The organism is Bifidobacterium sp. ESL0690 (assembly GCF_029392315.1).
Taxonomy (GTDB): domain Bacteria; phylum Actinomycetota; class Actinomycetes; order Actinomycetales; family Bifidobacteriaceae; genus Bifidobacterium.
In genome coordinates this window covers 686,836-706,520 of the sequence record NZ_CP113939.1, presented here as the reverse complement: position 1 = coordinate 706,520, position 19,685 = coordinate 686,836, and the positions used below count along the sequence as shown (strand labels likewise).

Here is a 19,685-nt window from a genome sequence, read left to right as displayed (position 1 = left end):
ACCGAGTTCGACACGCATGGTGGACTCGTCCGCGGGGTCGTTGTATCATGATTGCTGTTGTTCATCGGGCTGTAGCGCAGCTTGGTAGCGCGCTTCGTTCGGGACGAAGAGGCCGCGAGTTCAAATCTCGCCAGCCCGACCAACTAGAAACCCCTTGATTTTCAAGGGGTTTCGTCATGTCTAAGACGTAGCAGATACGTCAATTCACTTTATTACTATGATATTAAGCAAATTGGGTTCTTGGCATCATCCATACTTGTTTCGTGCGCCTGCTTCCAGTAGGCATCGCCGGAGTAACGCGGCATCATAAAGGTTGACGAAAACGAAGATACGGGGATATCTGGGACACCGCATATAAGGAGTCAAGTTGAAGAAAAGCCTGCTCGCACTGGCCTGCGGTGCGTTCGCGTACGGAGCCGCGGAATTCGTGATGATGGGCATCCTGCCCCAAGCCGCGCGCGACATGCACGTGAGCATCCCCACAGCGGGCAACTTCATCTCTGCCTACGCCATCGGCGTGTGTGTCGGCACTTTGATGCTGATTTTCGGGCGCAAAATGGGGCCGAAAAAGCTGATTCTTATCTTCATGGTCATCGCACTTGCAGGCGACCTGTTCAGCTCGTTCGCCCCGAACGCCACACTGCTGGTAATCGGACGCTTCATCTCCGGCCTCCCCCACGGCGCGTTCTTCGGCACTTCTGCGCTCGTGGCAAAAACACTCGCCGAACCTGGGAAAGAAGCCAAAGCGGTCAGCCTGACCATCACCGGCCAGACCGTGGCCAATATGCTTGGCGTGCCGGCCGGAACGTTCATCGCCGAGCACCTTTCCTGGCGTCTCGCCTTCCTCATTCTCGCAGGCGTCGCGGCACTGACCGTGCTATTGGTGGCCGTTTGGGTGCCACGTGTCGAGCCGGTGAAGGACGCCGGGATTCTCGGCCAGTTCAAGTTCCTGACCAAGCCAGGCCCGTGGCTTGTTCTTATCGCGGTATTCACCGGCAATACCGGCATTTTCAGTTGGTGGAGCTACGTTTCCCCATGGCTGCAGAAAGTCGGCGGTTATTCTTCCGGCACGGTGCCGCTCCTGATGATGCTTGCAGGCTTCGCGATGGTAGTCGGCGGACTCGTCGGTGGGCATCTGACCGATCATTGGCGCAGCGCGGGAACAGCAGGACTCGGACAGTGCCTCAGTGTCATCGGCTTGGTTCTGGTCTTTTTCGTACCCGGCAACAAACTCGACACCGCCATCTTCACGTTCATCATTGCGTTCGCGCTGTTCTTCATCTCCACCCCACAGCAGCTCCTGCTTGCCGAAGCGGGCAAAGGCGGCGGTGAACTCATCGGCGGAGCCGCGGTGCAGGTCGCGTTCAATTTCGGCAATGCGGTCGGTTCGGCGGTCGGCGGAGGCATGCTCAACATGTCGCATATGAACTATCATTTCACGGCTTTGGGTGGCATCCCCTTCGCCCTGACGGCCACGATTTTGCTTGCGGTTTATTCGCTGCGCTACGAGACCGACACCGACGCTTACGAGCGCTTGCAGCCAATCGACGTGTGAGTTTATCGACTCAAATTCGCAGTCTGGATTCGTCTGCAATCAAACACTCGTAAAACTGACGCGCGATTATCATGCCTGAAGTTCACAACTACTGTTACATAGAAATTATTGGCTGGAATTAGCAGGCTCAGTCTCAGTTGCCGTTTGCGATTCACGGCCTGAACACAGGAAACCGATCACCATCGGGGTGAGCAGCACCAGCTGGAAAACGAACCTCGTGGGCGAGGGACGGCCGGGGCGCGACATGCTTTCGGCGCAGACGTAGAGGCTGGCGGCAGTCAGCAACCAGGGCAGGCATTTGAGCAGGAGGCTTCGACCGGTGGCAGTGGCACGAGACATGAGATTGTCGCCAACCTCATTCTCGATAAGACCATCGGCATCAATATTGTGAGAACGGCTCGTCTGACTTACCTTGTTATTGGCTTGGACTAACCGGCTTGTCTGGTCGCCTGAATCTGATTGGTTGATTCGATCGGCCATATCGAATCGGTCAGTCCGGCCAACCCGATAGTCAATTCCAATTTCATCATTCCGACCAATCGCGAGAATATCTCGCCGACGTTCTTTTCGACGTCGCCAAAGATAATACAGCACAAATCCCGGCAAAACCGACGTCCAGAGCGCCATGAAGAACGGGATGTTGACGCCCGGCGTGTCAACGATGGTGCGATAAAGCTGTTTCACCGTCTCGCTAGCCTCCGTGGGCGGGGTGTGCGGCTGGAGCACGCCATAAGTATAAGAAGCGGTGTCGGAGGTGGTCATCGGCAACATCACTACCGAAACCGGCTTGGGAATCGGCTGGTCCTTGACGCTGAAGGCATCGAAGGTCATCCAGCCGGCCTCCAAGCAGAAGAAACCCTGCAGGTACGAATCAGGATGGCGCAGACCAACGTCAAGCCAAGCCTTGGCGAAGCGGGAAATCGGCACCTTGCCCTTCACCGTCCAACCGATGGCCGGCACGGCAAGCCACGGGTCGTAGTCCCGGCCAATCTGGTCCCACGAATACTCGATGTAGCTGTCGACGGCATCGCGGTCTGCGTCGCTGATATCGCCGGGATGGTCGTGGGCGGCTCGTGCCATCATCTGAATCGGCAGGGCGAGCGCGGCTTCCGGCGTGCCGGGAACAACGTTGATGTGCTGGTAGGCAAATTTCGGTATCGCCATATCCACAATGACGAACAGCACCACCGCAAGCGTGACAGCAGCCGCTTTGAATTTCGCCGCAAACTTGCCGATAATCAGCGCGAGCAAGCACAGTACCACGATATAGAGTCCAAGCTTTTTAGTCAACGCGACCAGCAACCCGTCAAGTGCGAAGGCGGCGATGAACCACGGGTTGCGTGTCAATTTAAGTTTGCTGTCGATCAACTTGCAATACATCACCGCCCATGGAACGAAAAGCATCGCGCTGGTCGTGTCTTTGGCGATTGACATCACGCACATCGGCACGACCGGGAAGAAACAGAAGAACGCAGCAAACGCGTGGAGAAGTCTACGATTGAGGTTGGTTTTGCTTATGTAGGCCAGCAGCCAAGCGATGCCAAAGGCAAAGCCAACGGCCTGCAACAGCGCGTATATATACATGCCAATGTTGTAATTATCGAAAAGTGCCTTCCCGAGCGAGGCGAACCAGCCATATAGATAGGTGTCGAGGAAGGGGTGATGATCCCAGATTTTTCCCGCGTTCATCCCGTAAAGCGGCATGCCGTAGTATTCCGCGATCTGGTCTCCGGTATCGAAATGGATGACGCCCGGGAAGAGCAGGATGATATACGGCAACCAGCAGCACAGCAGTATCGAGGCATCGGCGGCAATCGAGGCAGGACGTTCGGCGTAGCGGAAATGGAAATAGCGACGGATAGCAGCGAAACGCCTGGGAGGCACGACGACGGAAGAAGATGCTACAGCATTCCGATCATCTGAAATCTTGGAGGTATCCTGAAGCCCGTCTTTATCGGAAATACCTTTACGAGCAAATGTAGATTTTTGCGACACCACAAGCTTCGAATCGTTACGGTTATCGCCGTCGTTCGAAATATTTTTCGGCGATGCCGCATTATTGCCGTCATTAGGCTTGGAATTATCGAATGCATGCATTCTGGCAAATTCCACGCCTCGAAACGCAACCATATAAAGCACGGCGAACAGCACCGCATAGCAGACCGCCTGCAAATAAAGGTAAACGTGGTCGAAAGGAACCCAGCCGAACTGCGCGGCCTGGCTTGAACAGGCGACCATAAAACCAAGCACAGCAGGAATCAGCCAACCGATTTTCGAAGGCCGCAGGAATTTGATGAACCTTGACCAGATACTGCCACTGCCCGATTCCGATGAGGCCTGTAAGCGTTGGTGAGTACCGTTATCACCCGGATTGCTGCCACGCCAATCAGCCACGAAATCAGTAGCTACTCCCGGAACCGCCAGCATATCGCCGGATTGGCCAATTCTCTTATCCTTCACCGCTGCTCCCCTGGGATTGCCGGCCACCGCCGTATCAAACCTGTTCCATATATCTATGGTCAGTCTAGCGTGCCGGTTTGTCGAAATACAGATTTCGTTCCGCGCACTTCTTTTCGCACGATTCCAATACCAAACCTTCTACCTGTGACATAGCTCACACCGAAATGAAGCCACTGAATATCATATCCGGCAATAGACTTGAGGCAGGATACGACAAAGGAGCAGTCATGGACGACAACGCGCAAGACAAAACGCCTGAGGAACTTTTACGAGCTTTCAGCGAGGAACATGCCTCGCTTTCAGGTCAGCCCGACGACGCCAGTGACCCGAACAACGCGGCTGCACCAACGCCGTCGGTCAATGCTACGTTCGACACCGACGAATTCTTGAAGGGACTCGATGCCTTGTTCGACGCGCACGAGGCCAGAGACAAGGCCGAACCGTACCTCAAACAGGCTATGGTGGACGCCGAAAACGCCGGTGACGATGCAGGGCTCTTGACCGTGCTTAACGAGACCATGGGCTTCTACCGTTCGCACGGACGGCACGAAGACAATCAATGGGTCATTCAGCGGGCGCTGGAACTGGGCTTGAAGATGGGCATCGAAGGCACCGAGGCGTGGACCACCACGCTCATCAACGCGGCGACCGGGATGCGTGCAGCCAAGCACTACGACCAGGCCGAGGATTTGTATAAGCAGGCGTTGGCATCGGCACAGAAAACGCTGGCACCCACCGACCGACGGATGGCAGCGTTGCACAACAACATTTCCATGCTCTACAGCGAAACTGGGAAACTCAAGGAGGCACAGGCAGAGCTTGAAAAGGCGCTTTCTATCCTCGAAGATTCCAGCACCGACCCAGAAACAGATATTGACGTGGCCTCCACGCATACCAATCTTGCGCTTGTGCTGTTGCAGCGGGCGACCGAGGCGGCGCAGGGCGGACAACGGACTTCAACATCGTCGTTCCAGAACACCTCAGATTCTGTATCTGCAAAAGCTGAGAAACCTGCGGATTCAGCACCGCAATCGACGCAATCGGCATCCATCTCTGAACAATGGCAGAATCAGCCAGAATCCGACAATTCGGCATCATCCGAAACTGTCGATTCGCTGCTTAAGCAAGCGATGAAACATTCCTCGAAAACACTGGAAATCTATAAGAACGGACATCTCGAGCACAGCGCTCATTTCGCTTCGGCGTTGGCCGGATACGCACAAACCTGCTTCGCGGCCGGACTGTTCGACAAGGCCATCGAATCCTATCGTCAGGCACTCAAAGTCATCGAAGAATGCTATGGCACCGACACCGACTATTACCGCATCACGGCGGGGAATCTTGCCCAGGTCGAAGAGACCGCACGGGCAGCACGGGGAGCAGTCGGCAATACGGGAAAATCGGAATCAAATAATGATGCCGATATCATTCAGGATGAAAACGCAAAGACATCAGAATCGGACAACAGCACCTATCAAGGCCGAAACGCCAATAGAACCGGCAACAGCCATACTGGCCCAGACTCGGGCAAACAAGCCAAAAACGATACCCTTGCAACTTCGAACAATAATGAGTCTCCTTCTGCTGCCAATAACGCGGGCGTCGAAATCAAACCCGCCATCTCAGGGCTCAAGCTTGCACGCGCTTACTGGGAGCAGTATGGCAAGCCAATGATTGCGGAGAAATACCCCGACTATCAGGGACGCATCGCTGCCGGACTGATCGGCCACGGTTCGGAATGCTATGGCTTCGATGACCAATATTCGCAGGACCATGATTTCGGGCCCGGTTTCTGCCTGTGGCTCACAGACGAGGATTACGCGGCAATCGGCGAAAAACTACAGGCCGACTACGAGGCTCTGCCGCAGGAATTCATGGGCTTCGGTCCACGCGAATCCACAGCGCGGGCTCAAGGCGGCGCCCGTCGCACCGGCATCTTCCGTATCGGCGATTTCTTCGCCGGAATCACCGGATATCCAGCCGCCCCCAGCGACGACAAGCCACACGAATGGCTGCTGCTCGACGAACCGACGCTCGCTGCCGCAACCAACGGTGAGATTTTCGCCGATCCGCTCGGAGCTATTTCCAAAACACGTCAGGGCTTCAAGCTGATGCCCGACGACGTGCGGCTTTCGCTGATTTCACGCCGACTTGGGATGATCGCGCAGGCCGGCCAATACAACCTGCCACGGATGCTCAAGCGCGGAGACGGGGCGGCGGCATGGCTTTCGATCCGCGAGTTCACCACCAACGTCTGCTCGTTTGTTTTCCTGATCAACGAACCGATTCGGGCCGGATACATGCCCTATTACAAGTGGCAGTTCGCGGCGCTTCGACGACTTTCGGGGCGAATGTCGACCGTCTTGCCGGATGTCTGCGAACAGCTCGAAACGATTCTGCGGCTTTCGTCGGCAGCCTGCTTCGGCGGCGCCGGATTCGGCGAGGGCGGCAAGGGCTCCGCCCCCGCGCAGGGACAAATTCAATCGACCGTCGAGCATATCTGCAGTGAAATCGTCGCGGAGCTCAAGAACGAAGGACTTACCAACAGCGACGAGGAATTCCTTGAGTGGCAACGGCCGTACGTCGAGGCGCATATCGGCAGCGATAATCCGGTGCTGCACAGCCTCTAAGACAGTGCAATGATGATTTGGAACCACGGCAATCGGCCGCAACGCCAACGTCCAGCGATCCATAAGACCAATGCAATAGTAGATTCAGCTGCGGTTCCGCATCCGTTGACAATAATGTCACTTCGATATCAACGAATGATACTAGAAGCAAAACCGCAAATGTACAGTGAGCAACGGAACCAATATCAAAAATAAATACTTTTCAGTGATATCAAAACCTATACTGACATTAGAAAAAGCTCCGCGATAAAGCGGCGACAAGGAAAGAGCAACGATGAGCGAAAACGCAACGAAGCAAACGGAACAGGAAAACACTGCGACCTCAGCAGACCAAGCGCGGCTCGACCTGTTGGAGCGCGTGATCAAGCATGAGTGGGATCAGTTTCAGAAGACCGACAACGAGGGCGGACGCGCGGCATGCCAAGGCAATTGGCCGACGTTCCATCAGATGCGGGCCAGCCAGTTCATGACCTGGCCCGTGCCACTGCTCAAAAGCTATGCCAATGACCTTGACGAGGCGGACCGCGTCGGGCGCAACCTCATCACCGAGAAGTACGGGCGAATGATGATTTCGACCTGGCCGGAAGAATATCACGCCAATATCGAACCGTATATCCCCAAGCATTCCGCCGAACGCGTCGCCGAGCAGGAGAAGATCATCGCCCAGCAAGTGACATGGGCCGACGATTTCCGCACCCGCTACCCCAAACTCGGCCGCGAGATGCGTGTGCTGCACACCTCGGAGGACACCCACGAAAAAACGTCGTTCGAAACCTACCTTCGCGGCGAACTCGGTACGTATTCCGACAAGACGTTCGGGCTTTATAGTGATTTCATCGCAAGCCTCGCCGCCGCCAATCGCAATCTCACCGAAGAGACCATCCGCAACACCGTGCTGCTCGGAGGATTCAAATCACTCGACGAGGCCGAGACATTGCAACAATGAATCGATCTCCTTCTCTTTTCATTTTGTGAACTTGATAACGAAAATCACAAAATGCCAATACCGGATTGCTCCAACACAGCACCGAACACGCTGAATGGGAAATTTCATGTTCCGTGCTGCGAGTGACGGCCGGCCCAAGAAAGTATCTGCGGAAACAAGCCATTTCCGGTATCTACTAATGTCAATCGCGCAGCACGGAAGCACAAAAGTCATGTCAAATCTGCTCCCTGCTACGTATTCATAGCACTATCACACATTTTCTCGGAAATTTTTGTTCCGTGCTATCAAGCGTAAAGATAACCGCGAAATATCCAGAATGAGATAGAGTGGCACGCATGCGATTGCTGAAACGATTCCTTCCTTCAATGGCCATATTCGTGATACTTGTGGCCGTCCTGGCGACGCTCAGCGCTGCAATGATGCCGGGGTGGAACGTGGAGCCACTGACACAACATATCAAGGTCGCTTCGCCGGATTCCGCAATTCAGGCGCGCAACACAAAAACTGCCCAGGAAGGTACCTACCAAGTTAAGACCACGAACCTGCGCATCAAGCTCGCCCCGAACGTCACCATCAACGCCATTCTCCGCTCACCCGTTGGTGCTCCGGGCAAGCGGCCGGCGACCCTGTTTATTCATGGTGCAGGCACCGGCAAGGCCAGCGAAGTCTACGGCGACATCGCTTCGGCTATGAGTTCGGCCGGCATCGTCACGCTCGTGCCCGACAAACGGCTTGACACCTACACCACATTCCACCGCGATTATTACGTGATGGCCGAAGACTATATGACTTCGCTACGGACTTTGCAAGCGCAACCTGACGTCGACCCCACGCAAGCTGGCATCTACGCGGAATCCGAAGGTACATGGATCGCTGAGGCAATGGCGCATCGTCACCCAAGCGTGATTTCTTTCATGATGTTGACCTCTCCGCCGGCGGTTTCCGGACGGCGACAGATGGCTATGGCTGCCAACACCTACGTTGATGCCGTCGGTGCACCTAAAGGCCTCAATCGTGATGTCAACAAATTCATCGGTTTGGACTTTGCCCCGCTAGGGCTGCAATATGCAGATTTCCCAGCCGAACGTTATCTAAAGGATCTCACGATGCCGCTGCTAATCAGCTTCGGCACCAACGATCTTTCCATGCCCATTGAGCAAGGCGCGACGGATATTGTTGAAGCGACGAAGACGGTCGGCAATCGCAACGTGCTCGTACGCTATTACCGCGCCAACCACCAGATGCGCGTCGGTGCGCACACATCCGTGCCCGGCCTGCCCCTCGATACGCACTATACGCATGACCTCGAGGACTGGACCAACGCCATTGCCGTAGGCACGAAAGCCGACGGATGGATCACACCGCAAATTGCCGGAGACCAGCCACACCAACGTCTCGCCGTCCCCGCCAGCGTCAAACCTGGACTCATTGAATCGTTAAACACGATATTGGTATTGTTGGCCGCGATAGTTTTGTGCGCCGCAATGGCAGGAATAGTCGGCATTTGTATTGCGATTGGACATGTAAGGCAACGTTCCAAACAAGATTCTTCAAGTCCGACCGACAAGAATCTTGCAATCCAAACTTCGACAAAAACAACAAGAGTTCGACTCTCTTGGGGGGATAGTGCTCATAGCCGGTTCCCTCGTCGTCTCACAACAGCGTTGGTCTTAAACAGCTGTTGCGCAGTGCTGAGCATTGCAATGTTCTTCGCTTATGTCGTTATCGCAGCCACATCGGCGCTGACACTGACTTCGCAAGGCACGCTGCTCACCTGGGGCTGGATGCTGATGCAGGTCATCGCGCTGGCCAACGTCGCTCTGTTCACTTGGCTAATCATGGAACTTTGGCGCTCACGCGGCAAGCAGTTCCAAGGCTTCTGGACTCCCGCGCACTTTATCGTCGCCGCACTGTGCGTCATCGCAGCGATGATTTCACTGGTAATGATGGCTTTCTTCGGCCTTTACGCTCTTTTATAGAGCTCGTAAAATGACCGAAACCAAAGTAACGAAGCAATAACGTTCCGATATCCCCATATTCATCAACCGGAATGTCCTGCCACTGTTCTGCTTGCTTAATGCAATGCTTAACAAACCAAACGATGTCTGCGCAACGTCATGATCGTCGCGCAGACATCGTTGATAAACCGCCATTATCCCAGAAGCAGCTTATTGCCGTCTTCTGGCCTTCCATTTCACAGTACCCTTGTGAATCAGCGATGCCAGGCCAAGCAGCACAGCCAGTCCAATCAGCAATGCCCCCAGCACAACGACGAACAAAGCAATCAGCGAGCGTACATCGGCACCTCCCGATACCGGCATGAACACCATCGGGAACGCCGAACCGACAATCAACATCAATGCGCCAAGACACAGCGGCAACAGGCTGAATATGATGGTTGCTTTGCTCGGCCCAGTCGGCGGCTGCGGCTTTGGCATCTGCTGCGGCATGTCACGCGGCACGCGCACGTAGGCACCGGAAGGAGCTGGCCCGCTGGCGAAATTCGATGGCGGTACATATCTGGCGGCTTGCGGTGGCACATATCCGATCTGGCTTGACGCATCGGAGAAAGCAGTGCCGGTTTCGTCTTCATCCCAGATTTTAGTTCCGGTTTTGGTCTCCTCCCCAGCTTCAGTTTCAGTCACCATTTCAATCCCGGTCTCGGTTTCGGTGCCTACTGCGGTTTCAGTTCCAGGCCGGGATCCAGCTTCACTTCCACCTTCCCCCGCCTCAGACGAATCGCTTGCAGCATTATCATTTTGTGCAAGTTTTTCGTCTTCAGTGCCAGTCGTAACGGTATCAGCGTCCTGCACCGGCAAGGTCTCAGTAGTATCGTCGGCGCTACTTTGAACTGCTGCGGCCTCAGAGTCAACAGCATCGGTATCGAAATCCTGAACTGACATAGTCTCAGCAGTATCATCGTTAGCCGGTATAGCCTCAGTTTCAGTGGCATCGGCGCTACTCTCCCAAACTGGCATGGTCTCAGTAGTATCGTCGTTACCGTTCGAAGTCGGCATAGCCTCGGTATCGTCGGCATCGGCAGCACTATGCTGAGCCAGTGTAGTTTCCGTAGTATCGTCATTGCCGTTCTGGGCAGGCATAACTTCGTTATCGTGGATATCGTCGGTATCAGCACTAAGGTTCTGAGCCGGCATCGTCTGGGTTTCAACCAAGTCGTTATCAGAAGTCAGATCCGTCATTTCGTTCTCCCTATTGGATTCGTCACGCATTTTCATCGCCCCCATGTTCCAGCTGTTTTGCCTTTGACGAATTGCGCGTAACTGGGCACCATGCTTTCCTCGGGATATTGCACCGTCACGCGGCCTTCGACAACATAGGACACCTCAATGCGAAGCTCGACACTGTTCTTTGGCAACTTTTGCATATTTATAGCCCATTGATATTCCTTTTCATTTCTATACTTGCTGTCAGAGGCGATGAGCTCACGACTGGAACCGAAAACCTCGATTGCCTCTCCCCTCATCAACGCCACATAGCCATTGCCCAAAGATCTGGTACCGATGCCAGTACTCAACGGATATCCTGCGCTTGTGAGGTCTCTCTCAGCATCGCTAAGGCCATCTGGCCCCAAATCCGAGTAATCGGCAGTAAGCCCATATGAACAGCCTGCAGGCAATGTAACGAATACCGTGGCCTGTTGTGCCGTCAACTTAATCGTACCGGTTGGGCAGCCAGATTCGACAGTGGTGCCGTCCACAAGAGTGACCTTATGCGTGCCATGGGTCTTGGCATAATCACTCATATCAATGTTGAGCGCCTGATCATCAAGCCTTTCCCCCTTAACAGCAATTCCTTGCTCAAGCTTCTTAAATTGTTGATCATCGCTGCCGTCAATAGCTTTGTAGCCGCTGAGATCAACATGATGATATGTGGTATTCGCTTGTTCCATGCTGGTCAATATAGTCGAATAGCCGATATCCCCAATGACGAACACGACCGCCATGAACGCTGCAACCCAGACCAGGGGATGCAACCCTCCGGCCCGATGCCCGGCCAAGCCAAGGACGGCGATGAGCACGCCCAAGCCCAGCAACACCCCGCCGATCCAGTACGTTCCGTATCGGAAGAACGTGCTGATATAGCCACCATTGCTGAGACAATGCATCGCAACGAGCGCACCCGAAAGAAGGATGGCGCCAAGCGCCAGCAGCACGATCACGAATCCCGCAGGCTTACGTCGCGCACGCCTTGGTCCCCACGGCCTCGCTGCGCTTTGAACCTGACTCTGTTGGTAAGGCTGCGTCGGTTCGGCCATATAAGTGGGAGGAGCGGCGGATGCCTGCGTTGTACCCGCGGCAAACGGCGATGCCCAAGATTGCCTGGAAGGCTGGCCGTTGAAGCGGGAAGCATTTTGACGCTCGTTCCAAGTCCCATTTTGCGAGTTCCGGGCATCGGCTGCATAGGTCTGGCCACTATTGCCAAAGCGATTCTGATCGAATCCGGTATCGCTGGAATCAACGTTATTGATATGGTCATCCTTTAATTCATCCGGCTCCGGATTGGAATCGGTCTGACGCACATTCGCGTTCGCATCGGCATTTTCAACGCGATCGTCCGCGTTCACGCCATTCTGTTCACGAAAGGTCGCCTCGTTGTTTCCTTGCATCCCCTGGGTTCTCTGGGTTCCGGCCTGTGAATTACCCTGTGTTTGCTGCCAAGGTTGCGCAGCGTACGGCGCGGAATTCGTATTCCCGTAGAACGTCGGATTTGCGCTGCCAGAAGGAGCATACGGCATCGGTCCAGTCTGGTATGGGCCTTGCGGCTGCTGCGATTGACCGTATTGGCCTTGCGGCTGCTGCGAGCGAGCTTGATATTCGCCTTGAGGCTGGCTTTGATATTGCCCCTGCCGTCCGTTGTTCGCATAAGCGGCTCCGCGCTGTTGCTGTGCCTTATTCGCAAGGCTGTTGATCATAATCAGCAATACCGCCACGGCGATGATGGACAGCAGAACACCGATACCGGGGAAACAGAATGCGATAATCATGAAAATAATCGGGCCCAATAACGACCATTGCCATTGGCCGTAAACCAGCTCCTCGCCGGAAATCCTGCCGTCGCGGCAATCCGGCAGCAGCACCCATGCCGCCGCGTAGAACGCCGCACCAAAACCGCAGATCAGCGTGGAAGCCGCGACCACCGCACGCACGAAAACAGGACTGAGCCCGTAACGCACCGCGATGCCGTCGCATACGCCTGCGATCCAGCGATTGTTGCCGCGCATCAGGCCGCTACCGCGAATCCATGCGAAGAAGCGGTCGATCTTGTCGTGCCGCGGCGGAACAGGGTTGCTCATATTGTTCGGCTGTTGGTAGCCGTGACCGAATGTGTTGTTGCTCATGGTTCCATTACAGCACTCGGAAACGCTGAAAGGGGTCAGGGAACACCCTGATTTAACCCTGATTTTTGCCGGAACGCACCCTGAAAACCGCAAAATCATGCACAATGGAAGTATGAAGCCATCGAAGAACGCACCGGAAAATCGCCGCGGCCCGTACCAAAGCCCGCATAACCAGCCAACGTACGCTTGGCGGCAATATACGCCGGCGAGCGGGTTTCCGGTGACCCCGAAACAACGACTGCCGTTGCTGCGTCCGAAAAAGAAGCGTGTCTTCTGCGGGGTCTGCCGGGGTTTGAGCCTGCACCTGGGCGTGCCTGTGGTCTGGATTCGTTTGGCTTTCGTCGCTGCAACGTTTCTTTTCGGCGCGGGCATCGTAGCCTATATCTTCTTGTGGGCATTCGTTCCGGCCGGAGACCCGGTTACCGCCGAACAGGAACGGCGCGAAGCCGAACGAAGGGCCGCGAACGCGCCTTTGTCATATGGCAATGCCGACAATATCGCAAACGCACAATATGGAAACGTCAGCAATCCCCTATCCGGCAATATCACCAATGCCACTAATTTCTCTGGTACCCGGCAACAAACAGCCCACCCATCTTCATCGTCATCTGCTACAACCGGCAATGCAGGCGCCAATGGATCAGAAAACGGCGAAACAGGCAATGCCCCCGAAAACCTTGCGCAGGCCTTCAAAAGCGCTTCGAAACCGTCGATTATCGCACTGATTGGCATTGCTCTGATTGCGCTGGCGGTTGTTTTGGAAACCAGTCCGCTGCCCGGCGACCTTACCTTCGGCATTTTCATGGCATTGTGCGGTATTGGTGTGGCATGGATCCGCTTCAACGCTGAGGACGGGCAGGTACGTTACCTGCTTATCGGCGTGGCGCTGATGGCGATTGGCTACTTCATTTGCGCCGACTCCTATACATTCAGCCATCATCTGCCGTTTTCCGCAGCTATCGCCGGCGTCGCGCTTCTGGCAGGGGTCGCGTTGGCTATCATTCCGCTCGCGAACCGGTTCATCCACGAACTGAGCCATGAGCACGCGCTCAAGGAACGCGAAGAGGAGCGAGCCGACATGACCGCGCACTTGCACGATGGCGTACTGCAAACCCTCGCACTCATCCAACTACACAGCGACGAACCGAAAACCGTGTTTACACTGGCGCGCAAGCAGGAACGCGAGTTGCGTCGATGGTTGTATCAGGAACGGATACCTTCTGACCGATCGGTGAGCAGCGGGCTCAAAGAGATTGCGGCACGCATCGAAGACCAGTTCGGCGAGCCCATCGACGTGGTAACCGTCGGCGATACGCAGCCCAGCGCCCAGACCGACGCACTGTTGAACGCCAGCGAACAGGCGATGCTCAACGCCGCGCAGCATGGAGCGGAACCGATTTCGGTCTATTGCGAAGTAGGCGCCGCGCAGGCCGAGGTCTTCGTGCGCGATCACGGCAACGGATTCGATCAGGACGCTATCCCACCGGACAGACTCGGTATCCGTCAGTCCATCATCGGCCGTATCGAAAGACGCGGCGGCAACGTCAACATCATTTCGCGTCCAAAGTGGGGAACGGAAGTCCATATGACCATGCCGATTCCGAAGGAAAACGGCAGTGCGGATGGCACAACGGCAGAAGGCGCTCAAGCAGAAACAGGCAAACGATGAACCACGGCACACGGACAATGCAATCGTTACGTTTTGGCAATCAATCCACGCCGATACAAACCGGCACAATATCAGCGTCCCGGACATAAACCAATTACCGACTATTAAGGCAAACCAAAATCACAGACAATACGGATAGAACCAAACAGATATGATTGACAACAGTATGAGACAGACAGGTGACGGCAACAACATGAAAAGCGTATCTACCGGCGGCGCGGCCGAGTCCGGCCAGGCGAATACCGACTCGCGAAACGGCAATCAACCGCTCGGCGATCATCGCGCCATCCGCGTGGCCGTTGTCGACGACCACGAGATGTTTCGTGCCGGTGTCATCGCGACGCTGAGCCCGCATTTCACCATCGTCGGGCAGGCGCCGGATGTCGAAGGCTCGGTGGCGATGATTGCCGACACGAAGCCGGACGTGGTGCTGCTCGACGTCCACGTTCCCGGAGGCGAAGGCGGAGGCGGCGCGGAAATCCTCATCAAATCGCACCCGCTCTCCCCCGATTCCGCATTCCTCGCGCTTTCTGTCTCCGATTCCCCGAAGGATGTCGGAGCGGTTATCCGAGCCGGGGCACGCGGCTATGTCACCAAAACCATCAGCGGCGATGACCTGATTTCCTCAATCATCCAAGTGAACGAAGGCTACGCCGTTTTCTCCCCGAAACTGGCCGGATTCGTGCTCTCCACCTTCCAAGGCACAGGACAGGCCGAACATGACGACGAACTCGACAAACTCTCCCACCGCGAGCAGGAAGTCATGCGCCTCATCGCGCGCGGCTACACTTACAAGGAAATCGCCGCAGAACTGTTCATCTCCATCAAGACGGTGGAAACCCACGTCAGCGCCGTGCTCAAAAAACTCCAGCTTTCCAACCGCACCGAACTTACCCGCTGGGCCGCTGATCGTCGGATTGTATGAGAACACAAAAAATTCAAGCGAGCGCTGAAATTTTGTTTCGCAAACTGCTTGCGTCTTTGAATACAACCGCTTGGAAGCCAAAGCCTTCAAGCTTCTTGACGATTGGCTCATTGCTATCGACGAACAGAGTGGTTCTTGAATCAATATTGAAACGTTCAATTGCATGACGTACCAGAACAGGGTCAGGCAAACGGAGCCCTGCTTCAGACGAAGCCATAAAGTCTCGCAGCAAGCCAAGTTCCGGGAAACGCTGCTGCGCTAAGGCCAGATGCTTTTTCGTGGTATTCGTCAGTCCCCACAACCGAATCCCAGCAACGTCCAGATCTCGCAATAAATCACCCATCCCCGGCATCATACCGACAAATCCGTCCTCTTCGTGATCGAGGTACATCTTAAGCACCCAAGCAATAGCCGGCCCATGGTGCAACTCGAACGAGGCGAGCACCCGTTCCTCGCTCCATCCGCATTCGAGCATCGCCAAGTAAAACTCCATCCCCCACTCATCACCCGGGTCAAACATCATATCCGCGATACCTTCGGGATACTGTCCGGTAATCGGCCGCCGACCGTCCCATTGAACCAGCACATTATCGAGTCCAAACACCACGTCGGTTATTGCAGTCTTCAAGAACAACGCATCCTTCACACCATCAGTCGAATTTTTCCGCTTCAGCAATTTTATAGACGATTTGCCAAACAAGGAGAGGAACGGCAAGAGGAACACCAACAGCAATGATGACCGTCTTGTGCCGTTTAACGGCCGCCCGCATTCCGTGCCTCTTGGCATTCCCGGTCATACGCATCGATTCCTTTCCTCAATCGCATCCTGATCATCAGGATTGTCTCCCCGATTCTGACACACGACGTATCCGCCTCCACCAAAACCGCACGTCAACTATAGGGCTCGCACTCATGCACATTGGAATGGGCCCAATGACCAGTGGTATTCTTCGCCTTGAACGTGTACTTCGTCTTACCGGGAACGCTAAGCTGCCATTCGAACCCGGGCCCGCCAATGGAGGAGTCGACCTTGTGTCCCCCGCCGTCATAGATAGTGACCGTGACATCAGGACTCTCATTGGCCAGACACATCAGCACACCATCCTCACTGTACGAAGTGTCAACGCTATCCACCGTCTTCTCCTGATACGGCCAGTAAGTCGGATCAATAACCTCCATCTTCAGATTCAACCCAAGAACCAGCAGCACGACCAACAGGATTGCCGTAAAAGGAATACCAATAGCCACAATAGCCACCTTATGCCGATTAACAGCAGCTCGCATCCCACGCCTTTCCATATTTTTGACCATATCGCGCATCCTTTATGGTTGATACTTCAGCTGTAAGTGTCGCATTCACGCACGTTAGCATGAGTCCAATTGCCAGTAGTATTCTTGGCAACGAATGTATACGTCGCCCCCGGAGGCACAACGACCTGCAAATGTCCGACATTGTTGAAAGACCGGATTTGGCGGCCTTTGTTGTTGTAAATCGCAATCCTTATATCCGCACTGTCATTACATACAGCTGTCAATGTTCCGTCATCACCTGGGTCACCTCGATTCTCTACCTTGGACACCGTCTTCTCCTGATACGGCCAGTAGGTCGGATCAATCACTTCCATCTTCAGATTCGCCCCAAGAATCAGCAGCACGACCAGCAGAATCACAGCGAGAGGAACGCCAGCAAAAACACCAATGATAATGGCTCCCGACCTGTGCCGCCTAATAACTGCCTTCACTCTGCTCTTTTTCCTTTTGTCGCCCATAGTCATCCATCCCTTCCTGAATCGCCTGCTGATCGCCAGGATTATCTCCCCAATCTTTAAATATGTTGTCCTTGTCACCCTTGATATGGAATCCGTTATCGTGCATCATTTGCTGGATACCGGCACCAGCCTTGAGCATGTCCGTGCCGATGCCAACCTGGTCACCATAATAGCCGTACAAGTAGTTGCCTAGGAAGTCCCCTTGAGGCGCTCCATTCTTTTCCGTGGGATTGCCGTCCCATCCCCTCGACCATATGGAATAGGTATCGTTGCCACGCGTAGCGTTTTTCAGATCGAGTGCATGTTTGGTTTGTACCATATCGTAGAATTCGCCTAAGTCATCGGCTCCGGAAATCCTGGCAACATCGTCTCCTAAGCCACGAACAACTTTACGGATGTCGACGTGGGTGGAATGCAGAACCTCAGTAAGCTTCTTATCGGCAGCGAGAACATCAGGATCATCGTCCGGACCAATGGCGTACTTTTGGTGAGGATGATTCTTTTCCCACTCTGCTTTTTTCTTATCATATTCTCTTCTGGCCTTGGCATAATCATCGAAGGCATCAGGTGCCAAGGAATGCAACCACTCCTCGTAAACCTTTCTGATTCTTTTGGCTTTTTCTGTTGAATCAGTGATGGTGGGATCATTTTGGATATCCTTGATTTTGGCGCGGTAGGAGTCAGGCAGGGTACTCGGGTCTCGCTTGTCAACCGGGGTAGAGAGTTTGTCTTTCCTTAATGCTGCCAACCAGCTCATATCGGCGCCAGGCGGGAAGACGATTGATCCGTCTGCATTGGCGCGAGTGCTGTTGATGACCTTCACGCCCCGCATCGCATCTTTAAATACTTGTGCACTATCTTTAAACAGAGATGCAGTGTCGTTGGTGAACGTGTTAAGGGCAACGATTTCCTCGTCGTAATCGGCCTTCAGACTTTCCAGTTTGCTAAGCTGCTTTTTCAGCTTATCAATCGAGGAATTCACCCCATCCCTGATTTTATAGTTATCCTCCGAAGCACCTATCTCATCCGATGAAGTGACAAGCATGCTCAACGTCCGTTTTTGGTCTTTGATCTCTTGCTGCACGACGTCGATCATATGGTTCGTGTTGTCGAGCTTTTTCTTGACATCTTCACCGTCGATGTGACTGTCAATTGCGCGTATCTCTCCGTCGGAGGCTCGGTATGCGTTCAAATCGTTCTGTATGTCCCCGACGGCCTCGCTAAGTTTTTGCACCATCGGGTCGATATACATGACGAACATTTCCCTGCCGGCCGTATACGCCGCCCCCTTCAGCATCCCAGAGTTCACAGTATCCACAAGATGACTACTGCCTTTTGAAAGCCGTCCGAACACCTCACCGGCACCCTTTAAATTGGCTTGCAGAGCATTCATCAAGGCGTCCGAATCACCGGAATCATAGACTACCATCGTGAATCCCTTCTTTTCTTCCTGAGTCCGTCGGCCTCTTCATCCAGCCGCATCGAAGCGTCCAAACAGTATCTGTTGACCTCATCGCTATGCTGTTCCGCCGACTCACGTACGTTTCTCTCAACGTCCTCTATGATGGCCAATTGTTCCTGCTTGCGTTGCGAAAGAGCAGCACCAGCATCTTCATATATTTGCCGCGTTCGCCCTGCTAGCGTTGAGAACTCCTCGACAAACTGCTCATCGCAAGCGTTTTCATGCCAGCGTAGATTTTCCAGATCCTCTTGTTCCGAAGTGATTTGACGAAGACGTTCGGCCCGCTTCAAATCCTCTTCCTCATCACCGGAAGGCTTCGAATGAGCGACAGAGTTCCCCGAATAGTATCCCATAATTCATCTCACTTCCATCGTTGCGAGGCGGCTTCGTCTCGTTCCTCGATGACATGCGCGATCCGCGGGAACTTATTGGCCTGAAGCAGAACACAGGAAACCACATTGGAAATGTCAATCATCAACGCGTTGCACAGACTCGCACCAGCCTGCATAGATGCGACCGTGGCCGACCCCATAGTCACGGACTGGTTCGCGAAACCCGACGCATCGAGACCGGTCAGTTCGCCGATTGCTTCTTGGGCCGCAACAGCGCTCGATTTGATTTCCCTTTTTGCCATGCGATATCTCCCAGTCCATAGACATGAGCAAACGTTATATCAAACTATCGTACTGTAATTATTAATAATATTTTTAACTAATCTTCTTTTCACACCGCTCACGCACAAAGATCCGACGAACCGCACATCCTCGACACATTTTCTGGCACCCATCCAACTTTGGAATCACAGACAATAAAAGCATGAAAATTAAACGTGAATTAAATGTCCGGGACATAAGGTGCTCGATTGGCTCAAAGCCAACGGCCTGTACATCGCCCATCGCGGTCGTCTACC

General features: G+C 54.2%; 16 protein-coding genes and 1 tRNA gene. 7 read left to right on the top strand and 10 right to left on the bottom strand.

The window, feature by feature from the left end; all coding sequences use genetic code 11:
- Window positions 1-65 precede the first annotated feature (65 nt).
- Both OZX62_RS02800 and OZX62_RS02795 read left to right on the top strand, forming a co-directional pair.
- Window positions 66-142, top strand: a tRNA-Pro gene (locus tag OZX62_RS02800).
- A gap of 225 nt (window positions 143-367) precedes the next feature.
- Complete coding sequence (locus OZX62_RS02795) at window positions 368-1,555, top strand: MFS transporter (RefSeq protein ID WP_277176504.1); 1,188 nt, start codon at window positions 368-370, stop codon at window positions 1,553-1,555.
- 105 nt (window positions 1,556-1,660) lie between these two features.
- Here the strand turns inward: OZX62_RS02795 and OZX62_RS02790 are convergent, their stop codons facing one another.
- The gene (locus OZX62_RS02790) at window positions 1,661-4,015 is read right to left on the bottom strand and encodes a DUF6020 family protein (protein WP_277176503.1); all 2,355 of its coding nucleotides are present in this window, start codon (window positions 4,013-4,015) and stop codon (window positions 1,661-1,663) included.
- A 227-nt stretch (window positions 4,016-4,242) separates the two neighbouring features.
- Between OZX62_RS02790 and OZX62_RS02785 the strand changes: the two genes are divergently transcribed.
- From OZX62_RS02785 to OZX62_RS02775, 3 genes are all read left to right on the top strand, one after another.
- The gene (locus OZX62_RS02785; protein ID WP_277176502.1) at window positions 4,243-6,645 is read left to right on the top strand and encodes a DUF4037 domain-containing protein; all 2,403 of its coding nucleotides are present in this window, start codon (window positions 4,243-4,245) and stop codon (window positions 6,643-6,645) included.
- Between the two features lie 274 nt (window positions 6,646-6,919).
- A complete protein-coding gene (locus OZX62_RS02780) occupies window positions 6,920-7,591 on the top strand; it encodes a DUF4125 family protein (protein WP_277176501.1) in 672 nt (223 codons plus the stop codon).
- Between the two features lie 326 nt (window positions 7,592-7,917).
- Complete coding sequence (locus OZX62_RS02775; protein WP_277176500.1) at window positions 7,918-9,570, top strand: alpha/beta hydrolase; 1,653 nt, start codon at window positions 7,918-7,920, stop codon at window positions 9,568-9,570.
- 189 nt (window positions 9,571-9,759) lie between these two features.
- On the opposite strand, the gene OZX62_RS02770 is transcribed toward OZX62_RS02775, so the two are convergent.
- Both OZX62_RS02770 and OZX62_RS02765 read right to left on the bottom strand, forming a co-directional pair.
- Window positions 9,760-10,791, bottom strand: coding sequence for a hypothetical protein (locus OZX62_RS02770; RefSeq protein WP_277176499.1), 1,032 nt, complete (start codon window positions 10,789-10,791; stop codon window positions 9,760-9,762).
- 32 nt (window positions 10,792-10,823) lie between these two features.
- Complete coding sequence (locus tag OZX62_RS02765) at window positions 10,824-12,950, bottom strand: PspC domain-containing protein (protein ID WP_277176498.1); 2,127 nt, start codon at window positions 12,948-12,950, stop codon at window positions 10,824-10,826.
- Between the two features lie 112 nt (window positions 12,951-13,062).
- On the opposite strand from OZX62_RS02765, the gene OZX62_RS02760 reads away from it, so the two are divergent.
- On the top strand, window positions 13,063-14,619 hold the full coding sequence (locus tag OZX62_RS02760) for an ATP-binding protein (RefSeq protein ID WP_277176497.1): 1,557 nt from the start codon (window positions 13,063-13,065) through the stop codon (window positions 14,617-14,619).
- 166 nt (window positions 14,620-14,785) lie between these two features.
- The gene (locus tag OZX62_RS02755) at window positions 14,786-15,544 is read left to right on the top strand and encodes a response regulator transcription factor (protein WP_277176496.1); all 759 of its coding nucleotides are present in this window, start codon (window positions 14,786-14,788) and stop codon (window positions 15,542-15,544) included.
- Window positions 15,545-15,557: 13 nt separating this feature from the next.
- On the opposite strand, the gene OZX62_RS02750 is transcribed toward OZX62_RS02755, so the two are convergent.
- From OZX62_RS02750 to OZX62_RS02720, 7 genes are all read right to left on the bottom strand, one after another.
- Complete coding sequence (locus OZX62_RS02750) at window positions 15,558-16,172, bottom strand: HAD family hydrolase (RefSeq protein ID WP_277176495.1); 615 nt, start codon at window positions 16,170-16,172, stop codon at window positions 15,558-15,560.
- Window positions 16,173-16,194: 22 nt separating this feature from the next.
- The gene (locus OZX62_RS02745; protein WP_277176494.1) at window positions 16,195-16,341 is read right to left on the bottom strand and encodes a hypothetical protein; all 147 of its coding nucleotides are present in this window, start codon (window positions 16,339-16,341) and stop codon (window positions 16,195-16,197) included.
- 94 nt (window positions 16,342-16,435) lie between these two features.
- Window positions 16,436-16,792 (bottom strand): hypothetical protein, encoded by a 357-nt coding sequence (locus OZX62_RS02740; protein ID WP_277176493.1) that lies wholly within the window; start codon window positions 16,790-16,792, stop codon window positions 16,436-16,438.
- 89 nt (window positions 16,793-16,881) lie between these two features.
- A complete protein-coding gene (locus tag OZX62_RS02735; RefSeq protein ID WP_277176492.1) occupies window positions 16,882-17,319 on the bottom strand; it encodes a hypothetical protein in 438 nt (145 codons plus the stop codon).
- On the bottom strand, window positions 17,270-18,742 hold the full coding sequence (locus OZX62_RS02730; protein WP_277176491.1) for a polymorphic toxin type 44 domain-containing protein: 1,473 nt from the start codon (window positions 18,740-18,742) through the stop codon (window positions 17,270-17,272). The genes OZX62_RS02735 and OZX62_RS02730 overlap by 50 nt, the downstream gene beginning before the upstream one ends.
- Window positions 18,736-19,128 (bottom strand): hypothetical protein, encoded by a 393-nt coding sequence (locus OZX62_RS02725; protein ID WP_277158851.1) that lies wholly within the window; start codon window positions 19,126-19,128, stop codon window positions 18,736-18,738. Before OZX62_RS02725 ends, OZX62_RS02730 begins: the two co-directional genes overlap by 7 nt.
- Before the next feature lie 8 nt (window positions 19,129-19,136).
- Complete coding sequence (locus OZX62_RS02720) at window positions 19,137-19,409, bottom strand: hypothetical protein (protein ID WP_277176490.1); 273 nt, start codon at window positions 19,407-19,409, stop codon at window positions 19,137-19,139.
- Between the last annotated feature and the right edge of the window lie 276 nt (window positions 19,410-19,685).